Origin of the sequence: Thermomonospora cellulosilytica (genome assembly GCF_014138835.1) — a bacterium.
Taxonomy (GTDB): domain Bacteria; phylum Actinomycetota; class Actinomycetes; order Streptosporangiales; family Streptosporangiaceae; genus Thermomonospora; species Thermomonospora amylolytica.
In genome coordinates, this window is record NZ_JACJII010000001.1 from 2,305,090 (window position 1) to 2,324,206 (window position 19,117).

A 19,117-nucleotide genomic window follows, 5' to 3' on the forward strand; every position below is an offset into this window, starting at 1 on the left:
GTCCGCGGGGAAACCCGGCCGGAGGGCGTGATGATGAGCCGGACGACACCAGGTGACCGGCGCTCCGACCGGTATGGAGGCGAAGACGGCCATGGCGTTTGACGAACGGACCGAGGAACTGGCCGTCAAGGCGGCCCAGGGCGACCAGAGCGCGCTGAACGAGCTGCTGCGCCGCATCGAGCCGGACGTGCTGCGGCACGCCGCCCGGTTCCTGCCCTGCCGCCAGGACGCCGAGGAGGCCTGCCAGGACGCGCTGCTGCAGGTGGCGCGCAACATCCACCGGTTCGAGGGCCGCTCCCGGTTCAGCACCTGGCTGCACGTGGTGGTGGCCAACTCGGCGCGCTCGACGTACCGCTCGCTCAAGCGGCGCAGCGTGGAGCAGGCCGGCGAGCTGCCGCAGCAGCGGCCCGACCCGCGCCGCACCAGCGTGATCGCCGGGTCCCGGGTGGACATCCTGGACGCCATGGAGGACCTGGAGGCCCGCAAGCCGGACCTGATCCAGGCGCTGGTGCTGCGGGACATCTCCCAGCTGGAGTACGCCGAGATCGCCGAGCAGCTCGGCCTGCCGCTGGGCACCGTCAAGTCCCGCATCCACGAGGCCCGCAAGCAGGTCCGCCAGACGCTGGGCGAGTCCTACGGCTGACCCTCCGGGGCGCAGGGGACGGGCGGGCGACCGCGGCGGAGCGAGGACCGCCACGGCCCGGTCTCCTCGGGGACCGGGGGTTGCCCCCCGAAAGTTCGGCCACGGCCCGTCAAGAGTCGTTAATGCTCGTCCCATCCTGCCCGCAGGACGGCCGCGCGGTCCCGCGGCCGTCCCGCAGCATGTGCCCATGGCATCTCAACCGGACCGGCCCATCTTCGTCATCGGCTGCCCCCGTTCGGGGACGACGCTGCTGCAGCTGATGCTGCACTCCCACCAGCGGATCGCCATCCCCGCCGAGACGCGGTTCCTGCTCCCGGCCTACACCGCCCGGCGCTCGTTCGGAGACCTGCGGGATCCGGCCAACCGCCGGGCGCTGGCGGAGTGGATCACCGGCCGCAGGGAGACCAAGTTCGGCGACCTGGGCCTGGACCCCGGCGAGATCGTGGAGGAGATCGTGGCCGGCCCGCCGACGATGGGCTCGGCGCTGGGCATCGTGTTCCGCGCGTACGCCCGCAAGCACGGCAAGCCGCGCTGGGGCGACAAGCGGCCGAGCTACTTCAAGCACGTGGACGTGCTGCGGCGGCTGTGGCCGGACGCCCAGTTCGTGCACCTGATCCGCGACGGCCGGGACTGCGTGGCCTCCCTGAAGGAGATGCCCTGGTACACCGGGGACACCTACCACGCGATCTCCGCCTGGCGGGAGGCGATCGACTACGGCCGCAGGCACGCCAGAAGGCTCGGCCCCGACTCCTACTACGAGCTGCAGTACGAACGGCTCGTCGCCGACCCCGCCGCCGAGCTGGCCGGGCTGTGCCGGTTCCTCGGCGAGGAGTTCGACCCGCGGATGACCGAGCCGCAGGAGATCGCCCGGCTGACCGTCCCGCCCAAGAAGAAGTGGCACGTGCGCACCCGGAACGCCGTCACCACCGACCGGGTGCGGTCCTGGGAGCACCGGCTGGAGCCGTGGGAGATCGCGCTCGCCGAGCAGGTGCTGGGCTCGCGGCTGCGGGCCTACGGCTACGAGCTGAGCGGCGAGGGCCGCCCGTCGATGCGCCTGCTGGCCCGCTACGCCCGGGTCGCGCTGCACCGCCGGAACATCCAGCGCAAGCGGATCGTCCGCGACCGCATCGTCCGCTACCGCGAGCCCGGCCCGGTGGCCTGCCGCCTCGGCGAACCCGAGTACGACGCCCCCGCCCCCGCCTGACGTGTTCCCGTCCGGGGGACGACCCCCGGACCCCGAGAGGACGTTCAGGCGGTCCTCGCTTCGCTGCGGTCGCCTGACGCGTTCCGTCTGGGGGACGACCCCCAGGCCCCCGATGGGACGTTCAGGCGATCCTCGCTTCGCTGCGGTCGCCTGAACGTCAGTCCAGGGCGGCGAGCTGGTCGGCGAACCACCGCCGCGGCGGCAGCGCCGTGGCCGCCGCGGCCAGCCGCCGGCAGCGTTCGGCCCGCTCGTCGGGCGGCATCAGCAGCGCCCGGTGCAGCGTCTCCGCGGTCTGCGACACGTCGTACGGGTTGACCAGCAGCGCGTCCTCGCCGAGATCGGCGGCGGCGCCGGCCTCGCGGGACAGCACCAGCGCGCAGCCCCGCCGCGACAGCACCGGCCCCTCCTTGGCGACCAGGTTCATCCCGTCGCGGATCGGGTTGACCAGCAGCACGTCGGCCATCCCGTAGGCCGCCAGCGTGCGCGCGTAGTCGTCCTTGACCTGCAGGATCAGCGGATCCCAGGCGGGCGTGCCGAACTCCTCGCGGATCTGCGCCGCCGTCCGCTCCACCGCCGCGGTGTAGTCCCGGTACTCGGCCAGGTCCTGCCGCGACGGGTAGGCGAACGCCAGATGCACCACCCGCCCGTGCCATTCGGGATGGTTGGCCAGCATCTCCCGGTAGGCGGCCAGGCCCCGCACGATGTTCTTGGACAGCTCCGTGCGGTCGATCCGGACGATGAGCTGCCGGTCGCCCACCTGCTCGCGCAGCGCCCGGGCGCGTTCGGCCACGTCGGGCTGCGCGGCGCGGGCGATCAGGTCGTCGCCGTCCACGCCGAGCCCGTGCACCCCGATCCGGGTGGTGCGGCCCTTGTGGTGGACGGTGCCGGCCGTCCGGTCCACCTTGGCGTGCAGCAGCGTCTCGCAGCAGTCCATGAACGCGTCCGCCCAGCGCCGGGCCAGGAACCCGGCGTGGTCGGCGCCCAGGATGCCCTCCAGCACCTGCACGCCCAGGTCGTCGGGCAGCAGCCGGTAGTACTCCGGCGGGGCCCACGGGGTGTGCGAGAAGTGCGCGATCTTCAGGTCGGGGCGGCGTTCCCGCAGCATCCGCGGCGCCAGCGACAGGTGGTAGTCCTGGATCGCCGCCCGCGCCCCCGGCTCGGCGTCCCGGGCCAGCGCGTCCGCAAACGCCGCGTTGTAGGCCTCGTACGACTGCCAGTCCCGCCGCGCCCGGGCGTCGAAGTGCGGCGCGTTCGGGGTGTCGTACAGCAGGTGGTGCACGAACCACAGCGTCGAGTTGGCCACCCCGTTGTAGGCCCGGTGGAACGTCGAGGCCGGGATGTCCAGCATCCGCACGCAGGCGCCCCCGGTGTCGTGCCCGGCCTTGTCCAGCCGCCCGTCGGGGGCCTGCCGCGCGGCCTGCCGGTCGGCGTCCGACAGCGCCGCGCACACCCAGATCGGCCTGTTCCCGCCGTTCCCCGCGGCGACCCCGGCGAGGCCGGAGACCAGCCCGCCGCCCCCGCGGCGCATCGACAGCGTGCCGTCCTCGGCCGACGTGAACGACACCGGGCCTCGGTTCGAGGCGACGAGCACCTGCCGGTCGGCGGCCCCAAGCGCGGAGTCACTCATGCCCGGCAGTGTGACACGAGGCGGTCACCGGCCCGCGCGACGGGTCCCGTCTTCCGCCGGGCGGCGTTTGACCGGCGGCCACACGGAAATCAGCCGCGCATGGGTCACTCCGACACCGGCGGTGCGCCGTCCTGGGACACCGGCGTGCCGCCGCGTCAACCCCCTGACGGGGCCGGTTTCGGCCAGGACGAGGGCCGCCCCGGCACCTTCGAGGCCCCTCCGGACGCCCCCGCGCGGCGTTCCGCCGAGACCCGCAAGACGGTGCTGGCGGCGGGCGCGGCCAACATCGCCATCGCCGTCACCAAGCTGGCCGCCGGGCTGATCGCGGGCTCCTCGGCGATGCTCGCCGAGGCCGCGCACTCCCTGGCCGACACCCTCAACCAGGGCTTCCTGCTGGCCTCGCTGGGCCGCAGCGAACGGCCCGCCGACCGCCGCCACCCGTTCGGGTACGGCAAGGAGCGGTACTTCTGGTCGCTGATCGCGGCCGTCGGGATCTTCGTGGCCGGGGCCTGCTACTCGATCTTCGAGGGGGTCGGCGAGATCGTCTCGCCCGGCGAGCACGGTGACGCGACCGTCGCGTTCGTGGTGCTGGGGCTGGCCTTCCTCTTCGAGGGCCTGTCGCTGCTGCGGGCCACCCACCAGGTGCGGCGGGAGGCCCGGGAACGGCGGCGGAGCGCGCTGGAGCACGTCCGGCGCACCCCCGACACCACGCTGAAGGCGGCGGTGCTGGAGGACGGCACGGCGGTGGTCGGGCTCACCCTGGCGGCCGCGGGCCTGACGCTGCGGGAGGTCACCGGGTCGTCGGTGTGGGACGGGGCGGCCTCCATCGCGATCGGGGTGCTGCTGGTCGGGGTGGCCTGGACGCTGGGCCGCAGCAGCATGGACCTGCTGATCGGGCAGGCGGTGGACCGGGAGACCCTGCTGCGGATCCGCGCCGAGATCGCCGGGACGCCCGGGGTGGTCTCGGTGCTGGAGCTGCTGACCATGCATCTGGGGCCGGACGAGCTGCTGGTGGCGGCCAAGGTCGCGTTCGCCGACGAGATCAGCGCCGACCAGGCCGAGGACATCGCCGACGGCATCGACGCCCGGCTGCGCGAACGGCTGCCGATCGTCCGGCACGTCTTCCTGGACCCCACCCAGCTCGGTGCCCAACGGGTCTGATCATGCTTACCGCGTCTCAGAACGCGAGACCCCGCTGTCTGCGATGCGGTCAAATCGGGTAAAGTCCCGCACAAGTCCACCGCCCGGGGTCGATCCGGAACGCGTTGATACCCTGGCGGGACACCGTGCGCCCGACGGGCTGCGCGGACAACTTCATAACGCTCATCCAGAGGGGTGGAGGGACCGGCCCTGTGAAACCCCGGCAACCCTCCCGGTGCTGACGCGCTCGCGACCTGCGAGGCCGGCCGGGACAGGGTGCCAACTCCGGCCCGCGACCAGGGTGGCGCGGGACAGATGAGGAGAGAGGCCTCGCTTCATGGCACTCGACGCTGCCGACCTTGGACCTGCCACGTCCCTGACCTGCCGCGAATGCGGCGAATCCTACGAGCTGGGCCCGCGCTACGCCTGCGAGCAGTGTTTCGGCCCCCTCGAGATCGCCTACGACTTCACCGGGGTGACCCGCGCCTCCATCGAGGCCGGGCCGCGCAACATCTGGCGCTACCGCGGGCTGCTGCCCGTTCCGTCGAACGTCCAGGACACCCCCAACACCGAGCCCGGCTTCACCCGCCTGGTCCGCGCCGACCACCTCGCCGAGTCGCTCGGCATGCAGCGGCTGTGGGTCAAGGACGACAGCGGCAACCCCACCCACTCGTTCAAGGACCGGGTGGTCGCGGTGGCCCTGGCCGCCGCCCGTGAGCTGGGCTTCAAGGTGCTGGCCTGCCCGTCCACCGGCAACCTGGCCAACGCGGTGGCCGCCGCCGCGGCCCGCGCCGGGATCCGCAGCGCCGTGTTCGTGCCCGCCGACCTGGAGCAGCAGAAGATCATCACCACCGCGGTGTACGGCGGCACGTTCGTCACCGTGCGCGGCAACTACGACGACGTCAACCGGCTCGCCTCGGAGATCGCCGGCGAGCAGGAGGACTGGGCGTTCGTGAACGTCAACGTCCGGCCGTACTACGCCGAGGGCTCCAAGACCCTCGGCTACGAGATCGCCGAGCAGCTCGGCTGGCGGCTGCCCGACCAGATCGTGGTCCCGGTGGCCTCCGGTTCCCAGCTCACCAAGATCGACAAGGCGTTCCAGGAGCTGATCAGGCTGGGGCTGGTGGAGGACAGGCCGTACAAGGTGTTCGGCGCCCAGGCCACCGGCTGCTCCCCGGTCGCCGCCGCCTTCAAGAACGGGCACGACGTGGTCCGCCCGGTCAAGCCCGACACCATCGCCAAGTCCCTGGCGATCGGCAACCCCGCCGACGGCCCGTACGTGCTGGACGTGGTCCGCCGCACCGGCGGCGCGGTCGAGGACGTCACCGACGCCGAGGTGGTCGAGGGCATCCGGCTGCTGGCCGGCACCGAGGGCATCTTCGCCGAGACCGCCGGCGGAGTCACCGTGGGCTGCCTGCGCAAGCTGGTCGCCTCCGGCGCGCTGGACCCGGAGGCGGAGACCGTCATCATCAACTCCGGCGACGGCCTGAAGACCCTCGACGCGGTCGCCCCGGTCGCCCGCCCGTCCGCCGAGATCGCCCCCACGCTGGAGGACTTCCGCGCCTCCGGCCTGGCCTGACGTCCGCCCTGACACCGAAGGTGGGGAACACATTGAGCACGGTTTCGGTACGGATCCCGACGATCCTGCGCACGTACACCGGCGGCGAGTCGGAGGTCAAGGCCGAGGGCGCCACCCTCCGCGAGGTCATCACCGACCTCGACGCCAACTACAGCGGCATCGCCGCGCGCATCCTCGACGACTCGGGCAAGATCCGCCGCTTCGTCAACGTCTACGTCGGCGAGGAGGACGTCCGCTTCGCCGACGGCCTGGACACCCCCACTCCCGCCGGCACCCAGGTCTCCATCATCCCGGCCGTCGCCGGCGGCTGACCGCTGCTCCGGGGAACGATCCCCGGAGCCGGACCAGGCGACCACGGTCGCCCGATCCTCGCGTCGCACCGGGCGCCCCTTCACGGAGGGGCGCCCGGCCGCGTTCCAGTCCGAGTTGAACCGCCACAGCACGCCCGGCCCGCCCGGGGCGCTCACCGGTATCCACGAGCACACGCTCGCCGGTCCTCCCTCCGGCGAGGACGCGTGAGTCGATCGCACCGCCGCCGGGTAGGAGCGGGAGAGCCGGACCGGGTTCCGCCATCGTGCCGCGATTCCATGATCACCGCGCCGCCCGGCGGGCGCCGCGCCGCCGAAGGCGGTGCATCGTCCCAGGTGAGAGCCGTTCTGACGGGTCCCGCAGACGACCTGCGGCAAGAGGTTCGGCGCTTGCACTCGGCAGGGTAGAGTGCTAAAAAACGGTTGGCACTCTACTGTGGAGAGTGACAATCCCACAGTCTGGGGTCGGGGCGATGAGGCCTCACTCCGGCGGCGGAAGGGTTGTCGTCGGGTAGGTCGTCCGTCGCGGGCGTCGGCTCGATCCGTGATAGCCACCTCGTTCCGGGAGGACTGGAGCCTATGGCTGCAAAGATGATCGCGTTCGACGAGGAGGCCCGCCGGGGTCTTGAGCGCGGGATGAACCAGCTTGCCGACGCGGTCAAGGTGACCCTTGGTCCCAAGGGCCGCAATGTGGTGCTGGAGAAGAAGTGGGGCGCCCCCACGATCACCAATGACGGTGTGTCCATCGCCAAGGAGATCGAGCTGGAGGACCCCTGGGAGAAGATCGGCGCGGAGCTGGTCAAGGAGGTCGCCAAGAAGACCGACGATGTGGCCGGTGACGGGACCACCACCGCGACCGTGCTGGCCCAGGCGCTGGTGCGTGAGGGCCTGCGGAACGTCGCGGCGGGTGCCAACCCGATGTCGCTGAAGCGGGGCATCGAGGCGGCGGTGGAGCGGGTCAGTGAGGAGCTGTCCAAGCTGGCCAAGGATGTGGAGACCAAGGAGCAGATCGCCTCGACGGCCTCGATCTCCGCGGGTGACACGCAGATCGGTGAGATGATCGCCGAGGCGATGGACAAGGTCGGCAAGGAAGGCGTCATCACGGTCGAGGAGAGCAACACCTTCGGGCTGGAGCTGGAGCTCACCGAGGGCATGCGCTTCGACAAGGGCTACATCTCGCCCTACTTCGTCACCGACCCCGAGCGGATGGAGGCGGTCCTCGAGGACCCCTACATCCTGATCGTCCAGGGCAAGGTGTCGGCCAACAAGGACATGCTCCCGGTCCTCGAGGCCGTGATGCAGGCCGGCAAGCCGCTGCTGATCATCGCCGAGGACGTCGAGGGCGAGGCCCTGGCGACCCTGGTGGTCAACAAGATCCGCGGCATCTTCAAGTCGGTGGCGGTCAAGGCCCCCGGCTTCGGTGACCGCCGTAAGGCCATGCTGGGCGACATCGCCACCCTGTCCGGAGGCCAGGTGATCAGCGAAGAGGTCGGCCTCAAGCTGGAGAACACCACCCTGGACATGCTGGGCCGCGCCCGCAAGGTCGTCGTCACCAAGGACGAGACCACCATCGTGGACGGTGCCGGTGACGCCACCGAGATCGCGGGCCGGGTCAACCAGATCCGCACCGAGATCGACAACACCGACTCCGACTACGACCGGGAGAAGCTGCAGGAGCGGCTGGCCAAGCTGGCCGGCGGCGTGGCCGTCATCAAGGCCGGTGCCGCCACCGAGGTCGAGCTCAAGGAGCGCAAGCACCGCATCGAGGACGCCGTCCGCAACGCCAAGGCCGCGGTCGAGGAGGGCATCGTCCCCGGCGGCGGCGTCGCCCTCCTGCAGGCCGGCGCCAAGGCGTTCGACAAGCTCGAGCTGAACGGCGACGAGGCCACCGGCGCCAACATCGTCAAGCGGGCGCTGGAGGAGCCGATCAAGCAGATCGCCGTCAACGCCGGCCTCGAGGGCGGCGTCGTGGTCGAGAAGGTCCGCTCGCTCGAGCCGGGCCAGGGCCTGAACGCGGCCACCGGCGAGTACGTCAACATGTTCGACACCGGCATCATCGACCCCGCCAAGGTCACCCGGTCGGCGCTGCAGAACGCCGCCTCCATCGCGGCGCTGTTCCTGACCACCGAGGCGGTCATCGCCGAGAAGCCGGAGAAGGAGAAGGCCGCGGCCATGCCGGGCGGCGACGCCGGCATGGACTTCTGAGCCGAGTCCTGCACTCCGTACCACCGGTACGACACCGGAGGGCGGCCCCGGACCATCGGGGCCGCCCTCCCCCTTTCCGGCCGGACCCCGCCAATGAGCGGCCCCCGCCGTCCCCGATTGGCCATACTGCCGATGTGACGGAACTTTTCACCCTCCCCACCCTGCGGGTCGAGCAGCCCCGCAAAGTGGTCGCCACCCGCACGCGGTACAACTTCCTCGACGAGCGCGGCACCCTCGTCGCGGTGGCCACCGACACCAACGAACGATCCCGCCGCGTGGCCGTGCGCGCCGCACTTCCCGGCAACGTCCTGGCCGGAGCCCAGACCCTCCTGCTCACCGACCCCGACGAGGTCCCGCTCCTCGTCATCGAGAAGCAGGCCTCCAACCGCCGCACCGTCGTCCGCCGCCCGGGTGACGACTCCTCCGAGGAGTCCGACCTCTTCGAGGGCGAGGTCGTCGGCACCATCGAGGCGGTCCGCACCACCCGCCACTACGTCCTCAGGGACGCCGAGGGCGCCAAGCTCGGCGAGGTCACCGGCGACCTGTCGCTCAAGCGCTTCGCCGTGACCGACACCGAGTCCCGCCACGTCGCCCAGGTCAACAAGCGCTGGGCGGGCCTGCGCGCCGAACTCCTCACCAACGCCGACCGCTACTCGGTGGAGTTCCTCACCAACCGCCTCAGCGAGCCCCTCCGAGCCCTGGTCGTCGTGCTCGCCACGGTCCTGGACCTCACCCTCCACGAGTCCAAGGACATCGTCTGACCCCCTCCCATCGCGACCGCCGCCCCCGACCCGACAGCCCGAACGCCGCCGACCCGGCCACGTCGGCGGCGTCCCTTTCCAGCCCCGCCGTACGAGAACGCACGGCCACCAGCGATCACCGCGAGGGAACGCAACACGCCCCGCCCAGAGCAGGGATGCTGGCGCTATCCGACGCCACGGACGATCTCGATGCGATGACCACCCAGATCGCGGATGTGACGTCCACGACGTTCGACCCGAGATCGGAGCCGAGGCCCCAGACGCGGCCGAGGAACCGTCCTCGGTCAGAACCTGGCCCAGATGCCGGAAGAACGTCCCCGCCGGGACGGACTCCCCAGCGGCCAGGTCGACGGCGTACCCCGCCCCGGACGCGGCGAGCCCGCAGGCTCCAGATCCCCGGCGCACAACACGGTGGCCTCGAAGGCTCCGTCCCGGGAAGGAGCCGCAGGCAGATGCGAACCATCAGCTCCTCGAACGCGAACGTTGTCGACCCGCCCCAAACCGGCCATGGTGTCCCGCGCCGTGAGAATGATCACCGGAAGCAGCACCCGTTCCCTCCCGCCGTGCGGTCGGCCGGCTTCACCTCGGCGGACGACAGGCAGTCCAGCCAATCCGCCTAGGCCGTGTCGTCAAAGTGGCCGTACGGCGTCCGCGTGGTACGCGCCAACGTCCGCACATGCCGATCGCCTCGTCGAACGACGCCGGACGCACCGAACGGCCGGTCTTCGCCCAACCGGTCGCACCACCAGGGGCACTTTGACGACAGACCCTGGGTCGTGTCTGACAGCTCTCGGAAGGGCCGCCACAGGGGCCGTCCTGGCGAGCCGAGCAGCGTACGACCGCTGAGGCTCGGCAATCGTCTCTCCCCGGCACGGCTGCCGCGATTGTCGGACACGCTGGGCCGGTACCAGCAGGCCGCCGACCATCCGGCTCCTCCGGTCCAGTTCCTCCGCGAGCAGCGCCCGGGTCTCCTCCCGTTCCGTCCGGTCATCGCCCATCAGCTCCAGATGCCGGCGGATCACCGTGATCGGCCCGGCATGGCGGACCAGACCCGATGATCGTTCGGTGGCCCCTCAGGGCCGGCCGCCTGTCGGCTCCTCAACACGCCTGTCCCTCGGCATGTGAGTGGAACGAGGCGTGAGGTCCCATGTCTGGGAAGCCGGTGACCGGTCGAGTCTTTGCAATGGGGAGTGCGTGGGTACTCCAAGGGCGTGGAGGTCATGCAGAGCAGGGCCGGCGGGCTGCGGATCTCGCCTGCGATCCCGACCGTGGCGAATCTGGCGCTGGCGGCGCTGTGGGCCTGTACCGCGCTGGCGGGTTGGGGAGAGCAGGCGTTCTGCGGTGACATCGGTCACCGTGAGCCGGGATGCGCGGACGGGTTCGGGGTCGCGGTGCTCGCCTCCCTCGTCCTGGCGGTTCCCGCGGCGGCCGTCGCGGTGGCGGCCTGGGCGCTGCCGGGGACCCGGCGGAACGCGGCGCGCCTGGAGGCGGTGCTGACGCTCACGGCGCTGATGTGGGTCGCGGCCGAGGGGATCCTGTTCGTCGGGGGCTCGCTGGCCCAGCGCTGACCTGGGCGTCGCCGCAGGCCGGTGCGGTCGCCCGAAAAAATCTTGGGCTCTCATGTTTGCCCTGATGGCGACCGGGGGATGACTGAGGGTCCTGAGGAGTTGACAACCACCGGCCCGGCCGAGCGGTCGGAGGGCATGCGCGTCGGTTTGACGTCGTGCCGCCGGGGGCATAACGTTCTCTTCGCCCCACGGGGGAGCGGGACGCCGACAGGCGGCCGGCCCCGGGGGGAACCACCAACGATCATCGGGTCTGGTTCGCCATGCCCGGCGGCCGATGGTGGGCCCGGAAAGGTTCAGGTCTTTTGGCCCGAGCCGATCCGGTAGCCTGGAAGAGTGCGTTGAGGCGCACTTCGGAAAGGCCATCAGAAAAGCCGGCGAATTGACACGCCGAGCGGATCTGATAACCTGAAAGAGGTCGCCCCGAGAAAGGGCTCGCAAGAGTCCCGGACGGTGGGTGTCCGTTTCTTGAGAACTCAACAGTGTGTTAAAAGCCAGTGCCTTGTGACAGCCCCTGTGGGGGTTGTTGTCCTCGTCAAGAGGATTTCTTTGAGGCAGCACGCCCCTGATGTGGGGTGTGCGTGCTGGGATTTGTTCCCATTCTGGGTTTCCGCTGCCTCCTGTTGGGGGTGGTGGGTGTGACCTTGATGGAGAGTTTGATCCTGGCTCAGGACGAACGCTGGCGGCGTGCTTAACACATGCAAGTCGAGCGGAAAGGCCCCTTCGGGGGTACTCGAGCGGCGAACGGGTGAGTAACACGTGAGTAACCTGCCCCCGACTCTGGGATAAGCCTGGGAAACCGGGTCTAATACCGGATATGACCACTGCTCGCATGGGTGGTGGTGGAAAGTTTTTTCGGTCGGGGATGGGCTCGCGGCCTATCAGCTTGTTGGTGGGGTGATGGCCTACCAAGGCGACGACGGGTAGCCGGCCTGAGAGGGCGACCGGCCACACTGGGACTGAGACACGGCCCAGACTCCTACGGGAGGCAGCAGTGGGGAATATTGCGCAATGGGCGGAAGCCTGACGCAGCGACGCCGCGTGGGGGATGAAGGCCTTCGGGTTGTAAACCTCTTTCAGCACCGACGAACCTGGACGGTAGGTGCAGAAGAAGCGCCGGCTAACTACGTGCCAGCAGCCGCGGTAATACGTAGGGCGCAAGCGTTGTCCGGAATTATTGGGCGTAAAGAGCTCGTAGGCGGCCTGTCGCGTCCGTCGTGAAAGCCCACGGCTCAACCGTGGGTCTGCGGTGGATACGGGCAGGCTAGAGGCAGGTAGGGGAGAACGGAATTCCCGGTGTAGCGGTGAAATGCGCAGATATCGGGAGGAACACCGGTGGCGAAGGCGGTTCTCTGGGCCTGTTCTGACGCTGAGGAGCGAAAGCGTGGGGAGCGAACAGGATTAGATACCCTGGTAGTCCACGCCGTAAACGTTGGGCGCTAGGTGTGGGGTTCTTCCACGGGCTCCGCGCCGTAGCTAACGCATTAAGCGCCCCGCCTGGGGAGTACGGCCGCAAGGCTAAAACTCAAAGGAATTGACGGGGGCCCGCACAAGCGGCGGAGCATGTTGCTTAATTCGACGCAACGCGAAGAACCTTACCAAGGCTTGACATCACCCGAAAACTCGTGGAGACACGGGGTCCCTTCGGGGGCGGGTGACAGGTGGTGCATGGCTGTCGTCAGCTCGTGTCGTGAGATGTTGGGTTAAGTCCCGCAACGAGCGCAACCCTCGTTCCATGTTGCCAGCACGTGATGGTGGGGACTCATGGGAGACCGCCGGGGTCAACTCGGAGGAAGGTGGGGATGACGTCAAGTCATCATGCCCCTTATGTCTTGGGCTGCAAACATGCTACAATGGCCGGTACAGAGGGCTGCGATACCGTGAGGTGGAGCGAATCCCTAAAAGCCGGTCTCAGTTCGGATCGAAGTCTGCAACTCGACTTCGTGAAGTCGGAGTCGCTAGTAATCGCAGATCAGCAACGCTGCGGTGAATACGTTCCCGGGCCTTGTACACACCGCCCGTCACGTCACGAAAGTCGGCAACACCCGAAGCCCGTGGCCCAACCCTTCGTGGGGGGGAGCGGTCGAAGGTGGGGCCGGCGATTGGGACGAAGTCGTAACAAGGTAGCCGTACCGGAAGGTGCGGCTGGATCACCTCCTTTCTAAGGAGCACCCGGCCGACGCCGCTCACCAGTGGTGAGAGGCGCCTGGTCCAGGGAACCGCCCGTCGAGGCCGACCGTGTCTCGGGGTGGTTGCTCATAGAACCGTGGAGCACTGGCTACTCAACCTGCCGGGACCGCCGTCCTGGTCAGTACTGCCCGCATCCCCAGCTGTGGCTGGTGGATGGTTCCTCTTCGGTGAGGGATCGGGTGCTCGGCCTCTGTGAGGTCGGGTGTCGGGGTGTGGAACCTCCTGGTGTGGGGTTCGGGTGGGTTGGACACACTGTTGGGTCCTGAGGAAACGGACCTTTCTCGCCCTCTTCTTGGGGGTGGGGGTTGTTTTCTCTGGGCTGCGGGGCCACGGCCCCTCCCGGGCGTGTGTGTTCGGGTGTGGTGTGGTTGTCCGGTTGTTTTTTGTGAACTGCATAGTGGACGCGAGCATCTTTGATCGCTGTAGGTTTGTTAAGTTGTTAAGGGCATACGGTGGATGCCTTGGCATCGGGAGCCGATGAAGGACGTGGGAGCCTGCGATATGCCTCGGGGAGCCGGCAACCAGGCTGTGATCCGGGGATTTCCGAATGGGGTAACCTGGCACCTGTCATGGGGTGTCGCTGCCGCCTGAATGTATAGGGCGGTGGTGGGAACGCGGGGAAGTGAAACATCTCAGTACCCGCTGGAAGAGAAAACAATATGTGATTCCGTGAGTAGTGGTGAGCGAAAGCGGAGGAGCCTAAACCGTGCGCGTGTGATACCTGGCAGGGGTTGCGTGTGCGGGGTTGTGGGACCATCCGGCCGGTGCTGCCATGCCGGCAAGGAGTGATAAACCGCTGGGGTAGTCGAACGGCTTGGGATGGCCGACCGTAGACGGTGAGAGTCCGGTAGGCGAAACTCTGGTGGCTTCTGGGTGTGTTCCCGAGTAGCACGGGGCCCGTGAAATCTCGTGTGAATCTGCCACGACCACGTGGTAAGGCTGAATACTTCCCGATGACCGATAGCGGACCAGTACCGTGAGGGAAAGGTGAAAAGTGCCCCGGTGAGGGGTCGTGAAAGAGTACCTGAAACCGTGTGCCTACAAGCCGTCAGAGCCGCAGGCCGCGGCCTCTTCGGGGGTTGTGGTTGGTGATGGCGTGCCTTTTGAAGAATGAGCCTGCGAGTTATGGTGTGTGGCGAGGTTAACCCGTGTGGGGTAGCCGTAGCGAAAGCGAGTCTGAAGAGGGCGTATGAGTCGCATGCTGTAGACCCGAAGCGGGGTGATCTAGCCATGGGCAGGGTGAAGCGCCGGTAAGACGGTGTGGAGGCCCGAACCCACCAGGGTTGAAAACCTGGGGGATGACCTGTGGTTAGGGGTGAAAGGCCAATCAAACTCCGTGATAGCTGGTTCTCCCCGAAATGCATTTAGGTGCAGCGTCGTGTGTTTCTTGCCGGAGGTAGAGCTACTGGATGGCCTAGGGGCCTCACCGGGTTACCGAAGTCAGCCAAACTCCGAATGCCGGTAAGTGAGAGCGCGGCAGTGAGACTGCGGGGGATAAGCTTCGTAGTCGAGAGGGAAACAGCCCAGATCATCGGCTAAGGCCCCTAAGCGTGTGCTAAGTGGTAAAGGATGTGGAGTTGCCGTGACAACCAGGAGGTTGGCTTAGAAGCAGCCATCCTTGAAAGAGTGCGTAATAGCTCACTGGTCAAGTGATTCCGCGCCGACAATGTAGCGGGGCTCAAGCACACCGCCGAAGCCGTGGCACTGACACTTGAGGTGTTGGTGGGTAGGGGAGCGTCCTGCAGCCGGTGAAGCCGCCGAGTGATCGAGTGGTGGAGGCTGTGGGAGTGAGAATGCAGGCATGAGTAGCGATTCACACGTGAGAAACGTGTGCGCCGGATGACCAAGGGTTCCTGGGGCAGGCTGATCCGCCCAGGGTAAGTCGGGACCTAAGGCGAGGCCGTGAGGCGTAGTCGATGGACAACGGGTTGATATTCCCGTACCCGCTGGTACGCGCCCATACCGAACCTCCTGATGCTAACCACCCGAACCGCCGCCCGGTCTTCGGACCGGGTGTCTTGCGGGGAGGCTGGGGCCCGAGGGGGTAGTAGGTAAGCGATGGGGTGACGCAGGAGGGTAGCTCAGCCCAGGCGATGGTCGACCTGGGGTAAGCAGGTAGCCCGGATCGTAGGCAAATCCGCGGTCCATGAGGGTGAGATGTGATGCCGAGCCGTTTTAGGTGAAGTGAGTGATCCCATGCTGCCGAGAAAAGCCTCTAGCGAGTGTGCCGGCGGCCCGTACCCCAAACCGACTCAGGTGGTCAGGTAGAGAATACCGAGGCGATCGGGTGAACTGTGGTTAAGGAACTCGGCAAATTGCCCCCGTAACTTTGGGAGAAGGGGGGCCACGCCTGGTGAACGCCCTTGCGGTGGGAGCTGGGGGTGGTCGCAGTGGCCAGGGGGAAGCGACTGTTTACTAAAAACACAGGTCCGTGCGAAGTCGTAAGACGCTGTATACGGACTGACGCCTGCCCGGTGCCGGAACGTTAAGAGGACCGCTCAACCCTCCTCGTGGGGGTGAAGGTGAGAATCTAAGCGCCGGTAAACGGCGGTGGTAACTATAACCATCCTAAGGTAGCGAAATTCCTTGTCGGGTAAGTTCCGACCTGCACGAATGGCGTAACGACTTCCCCGCTGTCTCAACCACAGGCCCGGCGAAATTGCAGTACGAGTAAAGATGCTCGTTTCGCGCAGCAGGACGGAAAGACCCCGGGACCTTCACTACAGCTTGGTATTGGCGTTGGGAGCGTCTTGTGTAGGATAGGTGGGAGACTGTGAAGCCGCCACGCTAGTGGGGGTGGAGTCGTTGGTGAAATACCACTCTGGTCGTTTCGAGCGTCTAACCCGCGCCCGTGAATCCGGGTGGGGGACAGTGCCTGGTGGGTAGTTTAACTGGGGCGGTTGCCTCCTAAAGGGTAACGGAGGCGCCCAAAGGTTCCCTCAGCCTGGTTGGTCATCAGGTGTTGAGTGCAAGGGCACAAGGGAGCTTGACTGTGAGACAGACATGTCGAGCAGGTGCGAAAGCAGGGCCTAGTGATCCGGCATCTCCGTGTGGAAGGGATGTCGCTCAACGGCTAAAAGGTACCCCGGGGATAACAGGCTGATCTTCCCCAAGAGTCCATATCGACGGGATGGTTTGGCACCTCGATGTCGGCTCGTCGCATCCTGGGGCTGGAGTAGGTCCCAAGGGTTGGGCTGTTCGCCCATTAAAGCGGCACGCGAGCTGGGTTTAGAACGTCGCGAGACAGTTCGGTCCCTATCCGCTGCGCGCGTAGGAGACTTGAGAGGGTCTGTCCCTAGTACGAGAGGACCGGGACGGACGAACCTCTGGTGTGCCAGTTGTCCCGCCAGGGGCATGGCTGGTTGGCTACGTTCGGTCAGGATAACCGCTGAAAGCATCTAAGCGGGAAGCCTTCCTCGAGATGAGGTCTCCCTCCCCCTGTGTGGGGGTAAGGCCCCCAGGAGACGACTGGGTTGATAGGCCGGGCATGGAAGCATCGTAAGGTGTGGAGTGGACCGGTACTAATAGGCCGAGCGGCTTAACACACCACTGTTGCAGCGTGGATGTTCGCGTCCCTGTGCGGTTCACAGAAAACAACCCCCGCACCCCGCCGGCCCTTTGTCGGCCGCGGTTGTTGGTAGGTTGTTGGTAACTGAATAACGCGTCCACCACCCCCTCTGGGGGGTGCTGGAACGCCACGGGTTTCCCGCCGTGCCTGGCACGGCCGGGGTGAGGCGTTCCGGTGGTCATGGCGGAGGGGAAACACCCGGTCTCATTCCGAACCCGGTAGTTAAGCCCTCCAGCGCCGATGGTACTGCACGGGAGACCGTGTGGGAGAGTAGGACACCGCCGGAACATTACCATCCGAAAAGGGCCCGGCCCCGCGAAGGCTTCGTCTTCGCCGGGGGCCGGGCCCTTTCGCATTCCCGGGGCCTTCCCTGGTCCTTCTCCGCGTATTTCCCCTGCCCTTCTCCGCGCCCTCGCGTCTCCGAGGGAAGCCGACAGCCGGCGGGCCGTCGCCGCCGGTGGTGCGGTTGTGCGCGGACGGCCCGCCGGTGCGGGCGCCTCTCGGGGCTCTGGCCGGCGGGTGGGTGGGGGGCTGGGTTGGTGTGTTCCGGGCTGGATCCGGGCGGTGGGGTCAGATCTCCTCGCCGGCCAGGACGGTGTCGGCGTCGACGATGCGGTAGGCGTAGCCCTGTTCGGCCAGGAAGCGCTGGCGGTGGGCGGCGTACTCCTGGTCGAGGGTGTCGCGGGCGACCACGGCGTAGAAGCGGGCGCCCTGGCCGGAGGACTTGGGACGCAGGACGCGGCCGAGGCGCTGGGCCTCCTCCTGGCGGGAGCCGTAGGCGCCGGAGACCTGGATGGCGACGGTGGCCTCGGGGAGGTCGATGGAGAAGTTGGCGACCTTGGAGACCACCAGGACCGACAGTTCGCCGGAGCGGAAGGCGTCGAAGAGGCGTTCGCGTTCGCGGATGCGGGTGTCGCCCTTGATGACGGGGGCGTCGAGGCGTTCGCCGAGTTCGTCGAGCTGGTCGATGTACTGGCCGATGACCAGGGTCTGCTCGCCGCGGTGGCGTTCGACCAGGGCCTCGATGACGCGGGTCTTGGTCTCGGTGGTGGCGCAGAAGCGGTAGCGCTCCTCCGGCTCGGCGGTGGCGTACGCCAGGCGTTCGGAGTCGGTCAGGGTGACGCGGACCTCGACGCAGTCGGCGGGGGCGATCCAGCCCTGGTTCTCCATCTCCTTCCAGGGGGCGTCGTACCGCTTGGGGCCGATCAGGGAGAACACGTCGTCCTCGCGGCCGTCCTCGCGAACCAGGGTGGCGGTCAGGCCGAGGCGGCGGCGGGCCTGCAGGTCGGCGGTCATCCGGAAGATGGGGGCGGGCAGCAGGTGCACCTCGTCGTACACGACCAGGCCCCAGTCGCGGGCGTCGAACAGCTCCAGGTGCGGGTAGACGCCCTTCCGGCGGGTGGTCATGATCTGGTACGTGGCGATCGTGACCGGGCGGATCTCCTTGCGGGCGCCGCTGTACTCGCCGATCTCGTCCTCGGTGAGGGAGGTGCGGCGCAGCAGCTCCTGCTTCCACTGGTGGGCGGAGACGGTGTTGGTGACCAGGATCAGCGTGGTCGCCTTGGCGTGCGCCATCGCGGCGGCGCCGACGACGGTCTTGCCCGCGCCGCACGGCAGCACCACGACGCCCGAGCCGCCGTGCCAGAACGCCTCGGCGGCCTCCTTCTGGTACGAGCGCAGCGCCCAGCCGTCCTCGACCAGTTCGATGGGGTGCGCCTCGCCGTCGACGTAGCCGGCCAGGTCCTCGGCGGGCCAGCCGAGCTTGAGCAGCGCCTGCTTGAGGGTGCCGCGTTCGCTGGGGTGGACGATCACGGTGTCGTCGTCGACCCGCGCGCCGATCATGCCCTTGACCTTCTTGGCGCGCAGCACCTCCTCCAGCACCGAACGGTCGGAGGAGGTCAGGACCAGGCCGTGCACCGGGTGCTTCTCCAGCCGCAGCCGGCCGTACCGGGCCATGGTGTCGGCCACGTCGACCAGCAGGGCGTGCGGCACCGGGTAGCGGGAGTACTTCAGCAGGACGTCGACGACCTGCTCGGCGTCGTGCCCGGCCGCCCGCGCGTTCCACAGGGCCAGCGGGCTGATCCGGTAGGTGTGGATGTGCTCGGGGGCGCGTTCCAGCTCGGCGAACGGGGCGATGTCGCGACGGCAGTCGTCGGCCAGCTCATGGTCGACCTCGAGCAGCAGCGTCTTGTCGGACTGAACGATGAGCGGACCGTCGGTCACGGGCAACCTCGCTGGTCGGGTAGGGCACGGAGGATCGGGGCCCGGCGGGCGACGCCGGAACACCCAGTCTGCAACAGCATCGGCCGTGCTGGTCTTCCCTGGAG

10 protein-coding genes, 3 rRNA genes and 1 riboswitch are annotated in these 19,117 nt (G+C 68.1%); of the genes, 11 read left to right on the forward strand and 2 right to left on the reverse strand.

The features are described 5' to 3' along the window. Nucleotides 1-91: 91 nt before the first annotated feature. Nucleotides 92-643, forward strand: a complete 552-nt coding sequence (locus tag HNR21_RS11020) for an RNA polymerase sigma factor (RefSeq protein ID WP_119731607.1) — start codon at nucleotides 92-94, stop codon at nucleotides 641-643. Nucleotides 644-830: 187 nt separating this feature from the next. Further along, entirely contained in the window at nucleotides 831-1,847 is a 1,017-nt protein-coding gene (locus HNR21_RS11025) for a sulfotransferase family protein (protein WP_182705120.1), read from the forward strand. 157 nt (nucleotides 1,848-2,004) lie between these two features. Here HNR21_RS11025 and HNR21_RS11030 read toward each other — a convergent pair whose 3' ends face one another. Continuing rightward, nucleotides 2,005-3,474 (reverse strand): alpha,alpha-trehalose-phosphate synthase (UDP-forming), encoded by a 1,470-nt coding sequence (locus tag HNR21_RS11030; RefSeq protein ID WP_182705121.1) that lies wholly within the window; start codon nucleotides 3,472-3,474, stop codon nucleotides 2,005-2,007. A gap of 99 nt (nucleotides 3,475-3,573) precedes the next feature. Between HNR21_RS11030 and HNR21_RS11035 the strand changes: the two genes are divergently transcribed. The 9 genes from HNR21_RS11035 to rrf all read left to right on the forward strand — a co-directional run bounded on the left by HNR21_RS11035 (nucleotide 3,574) and on the right by rrf (nucleotide 17,077). Next, nucleotides 3,574-4,635, forward strand: a complete 1,062-nt coding sequence (locus HNR21_RS11035) for a cation diffusion facilitator family transporter (RefSeq protein ID WP_182705122.1) — start codon at nucleotides 3,574-3,576, stop codon at nucleotides 4,633-4,635. Between the two features lie 159 nt (nucleotides 4,636-4,794). Further along, nucleotides 4,795-4,936: riboswitch (SAM riboswitch) on the forward strand. 15 nt (nucleotides 4,937-4,951) lie between these two features. Then, a complete protein-coding gene (gene thrC, locus HNR21_RS11040) occupies nucleotides 4,952-6,193 on the forward strand; it encodes a threonine synthase (protein ID WP_182705123.1) in 1,242 nt (413 codons plus the stop codon). 32 nt (nucleotides 6,194-6,225) lie between these two features. Further along, nucleotides 6,226-6,504 carry a MoaD/ThiS family protein gene (locus tag HNR21_RS11045; RefSeq protein ID WP_182705124.1) on the forward strand — a complete coding sequence of 93 codons (279 nt, stop codon included), beginning with the start codon at nucleotides 6,226-6,228 and terminating at the stop codon, nucleotides 6,502-6,504. 576 nt (nucleotides 6,505-7,080) lie between these two features. Continuing rightward, nucleotides 7,081-8,706, forward strand: a complete 1,626-nt coding sequence (gene groL / locus HNR21_RS11050) for a chaperonin GroEL (RefSeq protein WP_119727102.1) — start codon at nucleotides 7,081-7,083, stop codon at nucleotides 8,704-8,706. 134 nt (nucleotides 8,707-8,840) lie between these two features. Continuing rightward, nucleotides 8,841-9,467, forward strand: a complete 627-nt coding sequence (locus HNR21_RS11055; RefSeq protein WP_157995744.1) for a phospholipid scramblase-related protein — start codon at nucleotides 8,841-8,843, stop codon at nucleotides 9,465-9,467. A 1,220-nt stretch (nucleotides 9,468-10,687) separates the two neighbouring features. Continuing rightward, nucleotides 10,688-11,035, forward strand: coding sequence for a hypothetical protein (locus HNR21_RS11060; RefSeq protein ID WP_182705125.1), 348 nt, complete (start codon nucleotides 10,688-10,690; stop codon nucleotides 11,033-11,035). 641 nt (nucleotides 11,036-11,676) lie between these two features. Next, nucleotides 11,677-13,193: ribosomal RNA gene (locus HNR21_RS11065) — 16S ribosomal RNA — on the forward strand. A 458-nt stretch (nucleotides 13,194-13,651) separates the two neighbouring features. Beyond that, nucleotides 13,652-16,768, forward strand: a 23S ribosomal RNA gene (locus HNR21_RS11070). A 192-nt stretch (nucleotides 16,769-16,960) separates the two neighbouring features. Further along, nucleotides 16,961-17,077: ribosomal RNA gene (gene rrf / locus HNR21_RS11075) — 5S ribosomal RNA — on the forward strand. Together the 16S, 23S and 5S rRNA genes form the textbook arrangement of a ribosomal RNA operon. 283 nt (nucleotides 17,078-17,360) lie before the next feature. Here the strand turns inward: rrf and HNR21_RS11080 are convergent. Then, entirely contained in the window at nucleotides 17,361-19,013 is a 1,653-nt protein-coding gene (locus HNR21_RS11080; RefSeq protein WP_182705126.1) for a DNA repair helicase XPB, read from the reverse strand. Between the last annotated feature and the right edge of the window lie 104 nt (nucleotides 19,014-19,117).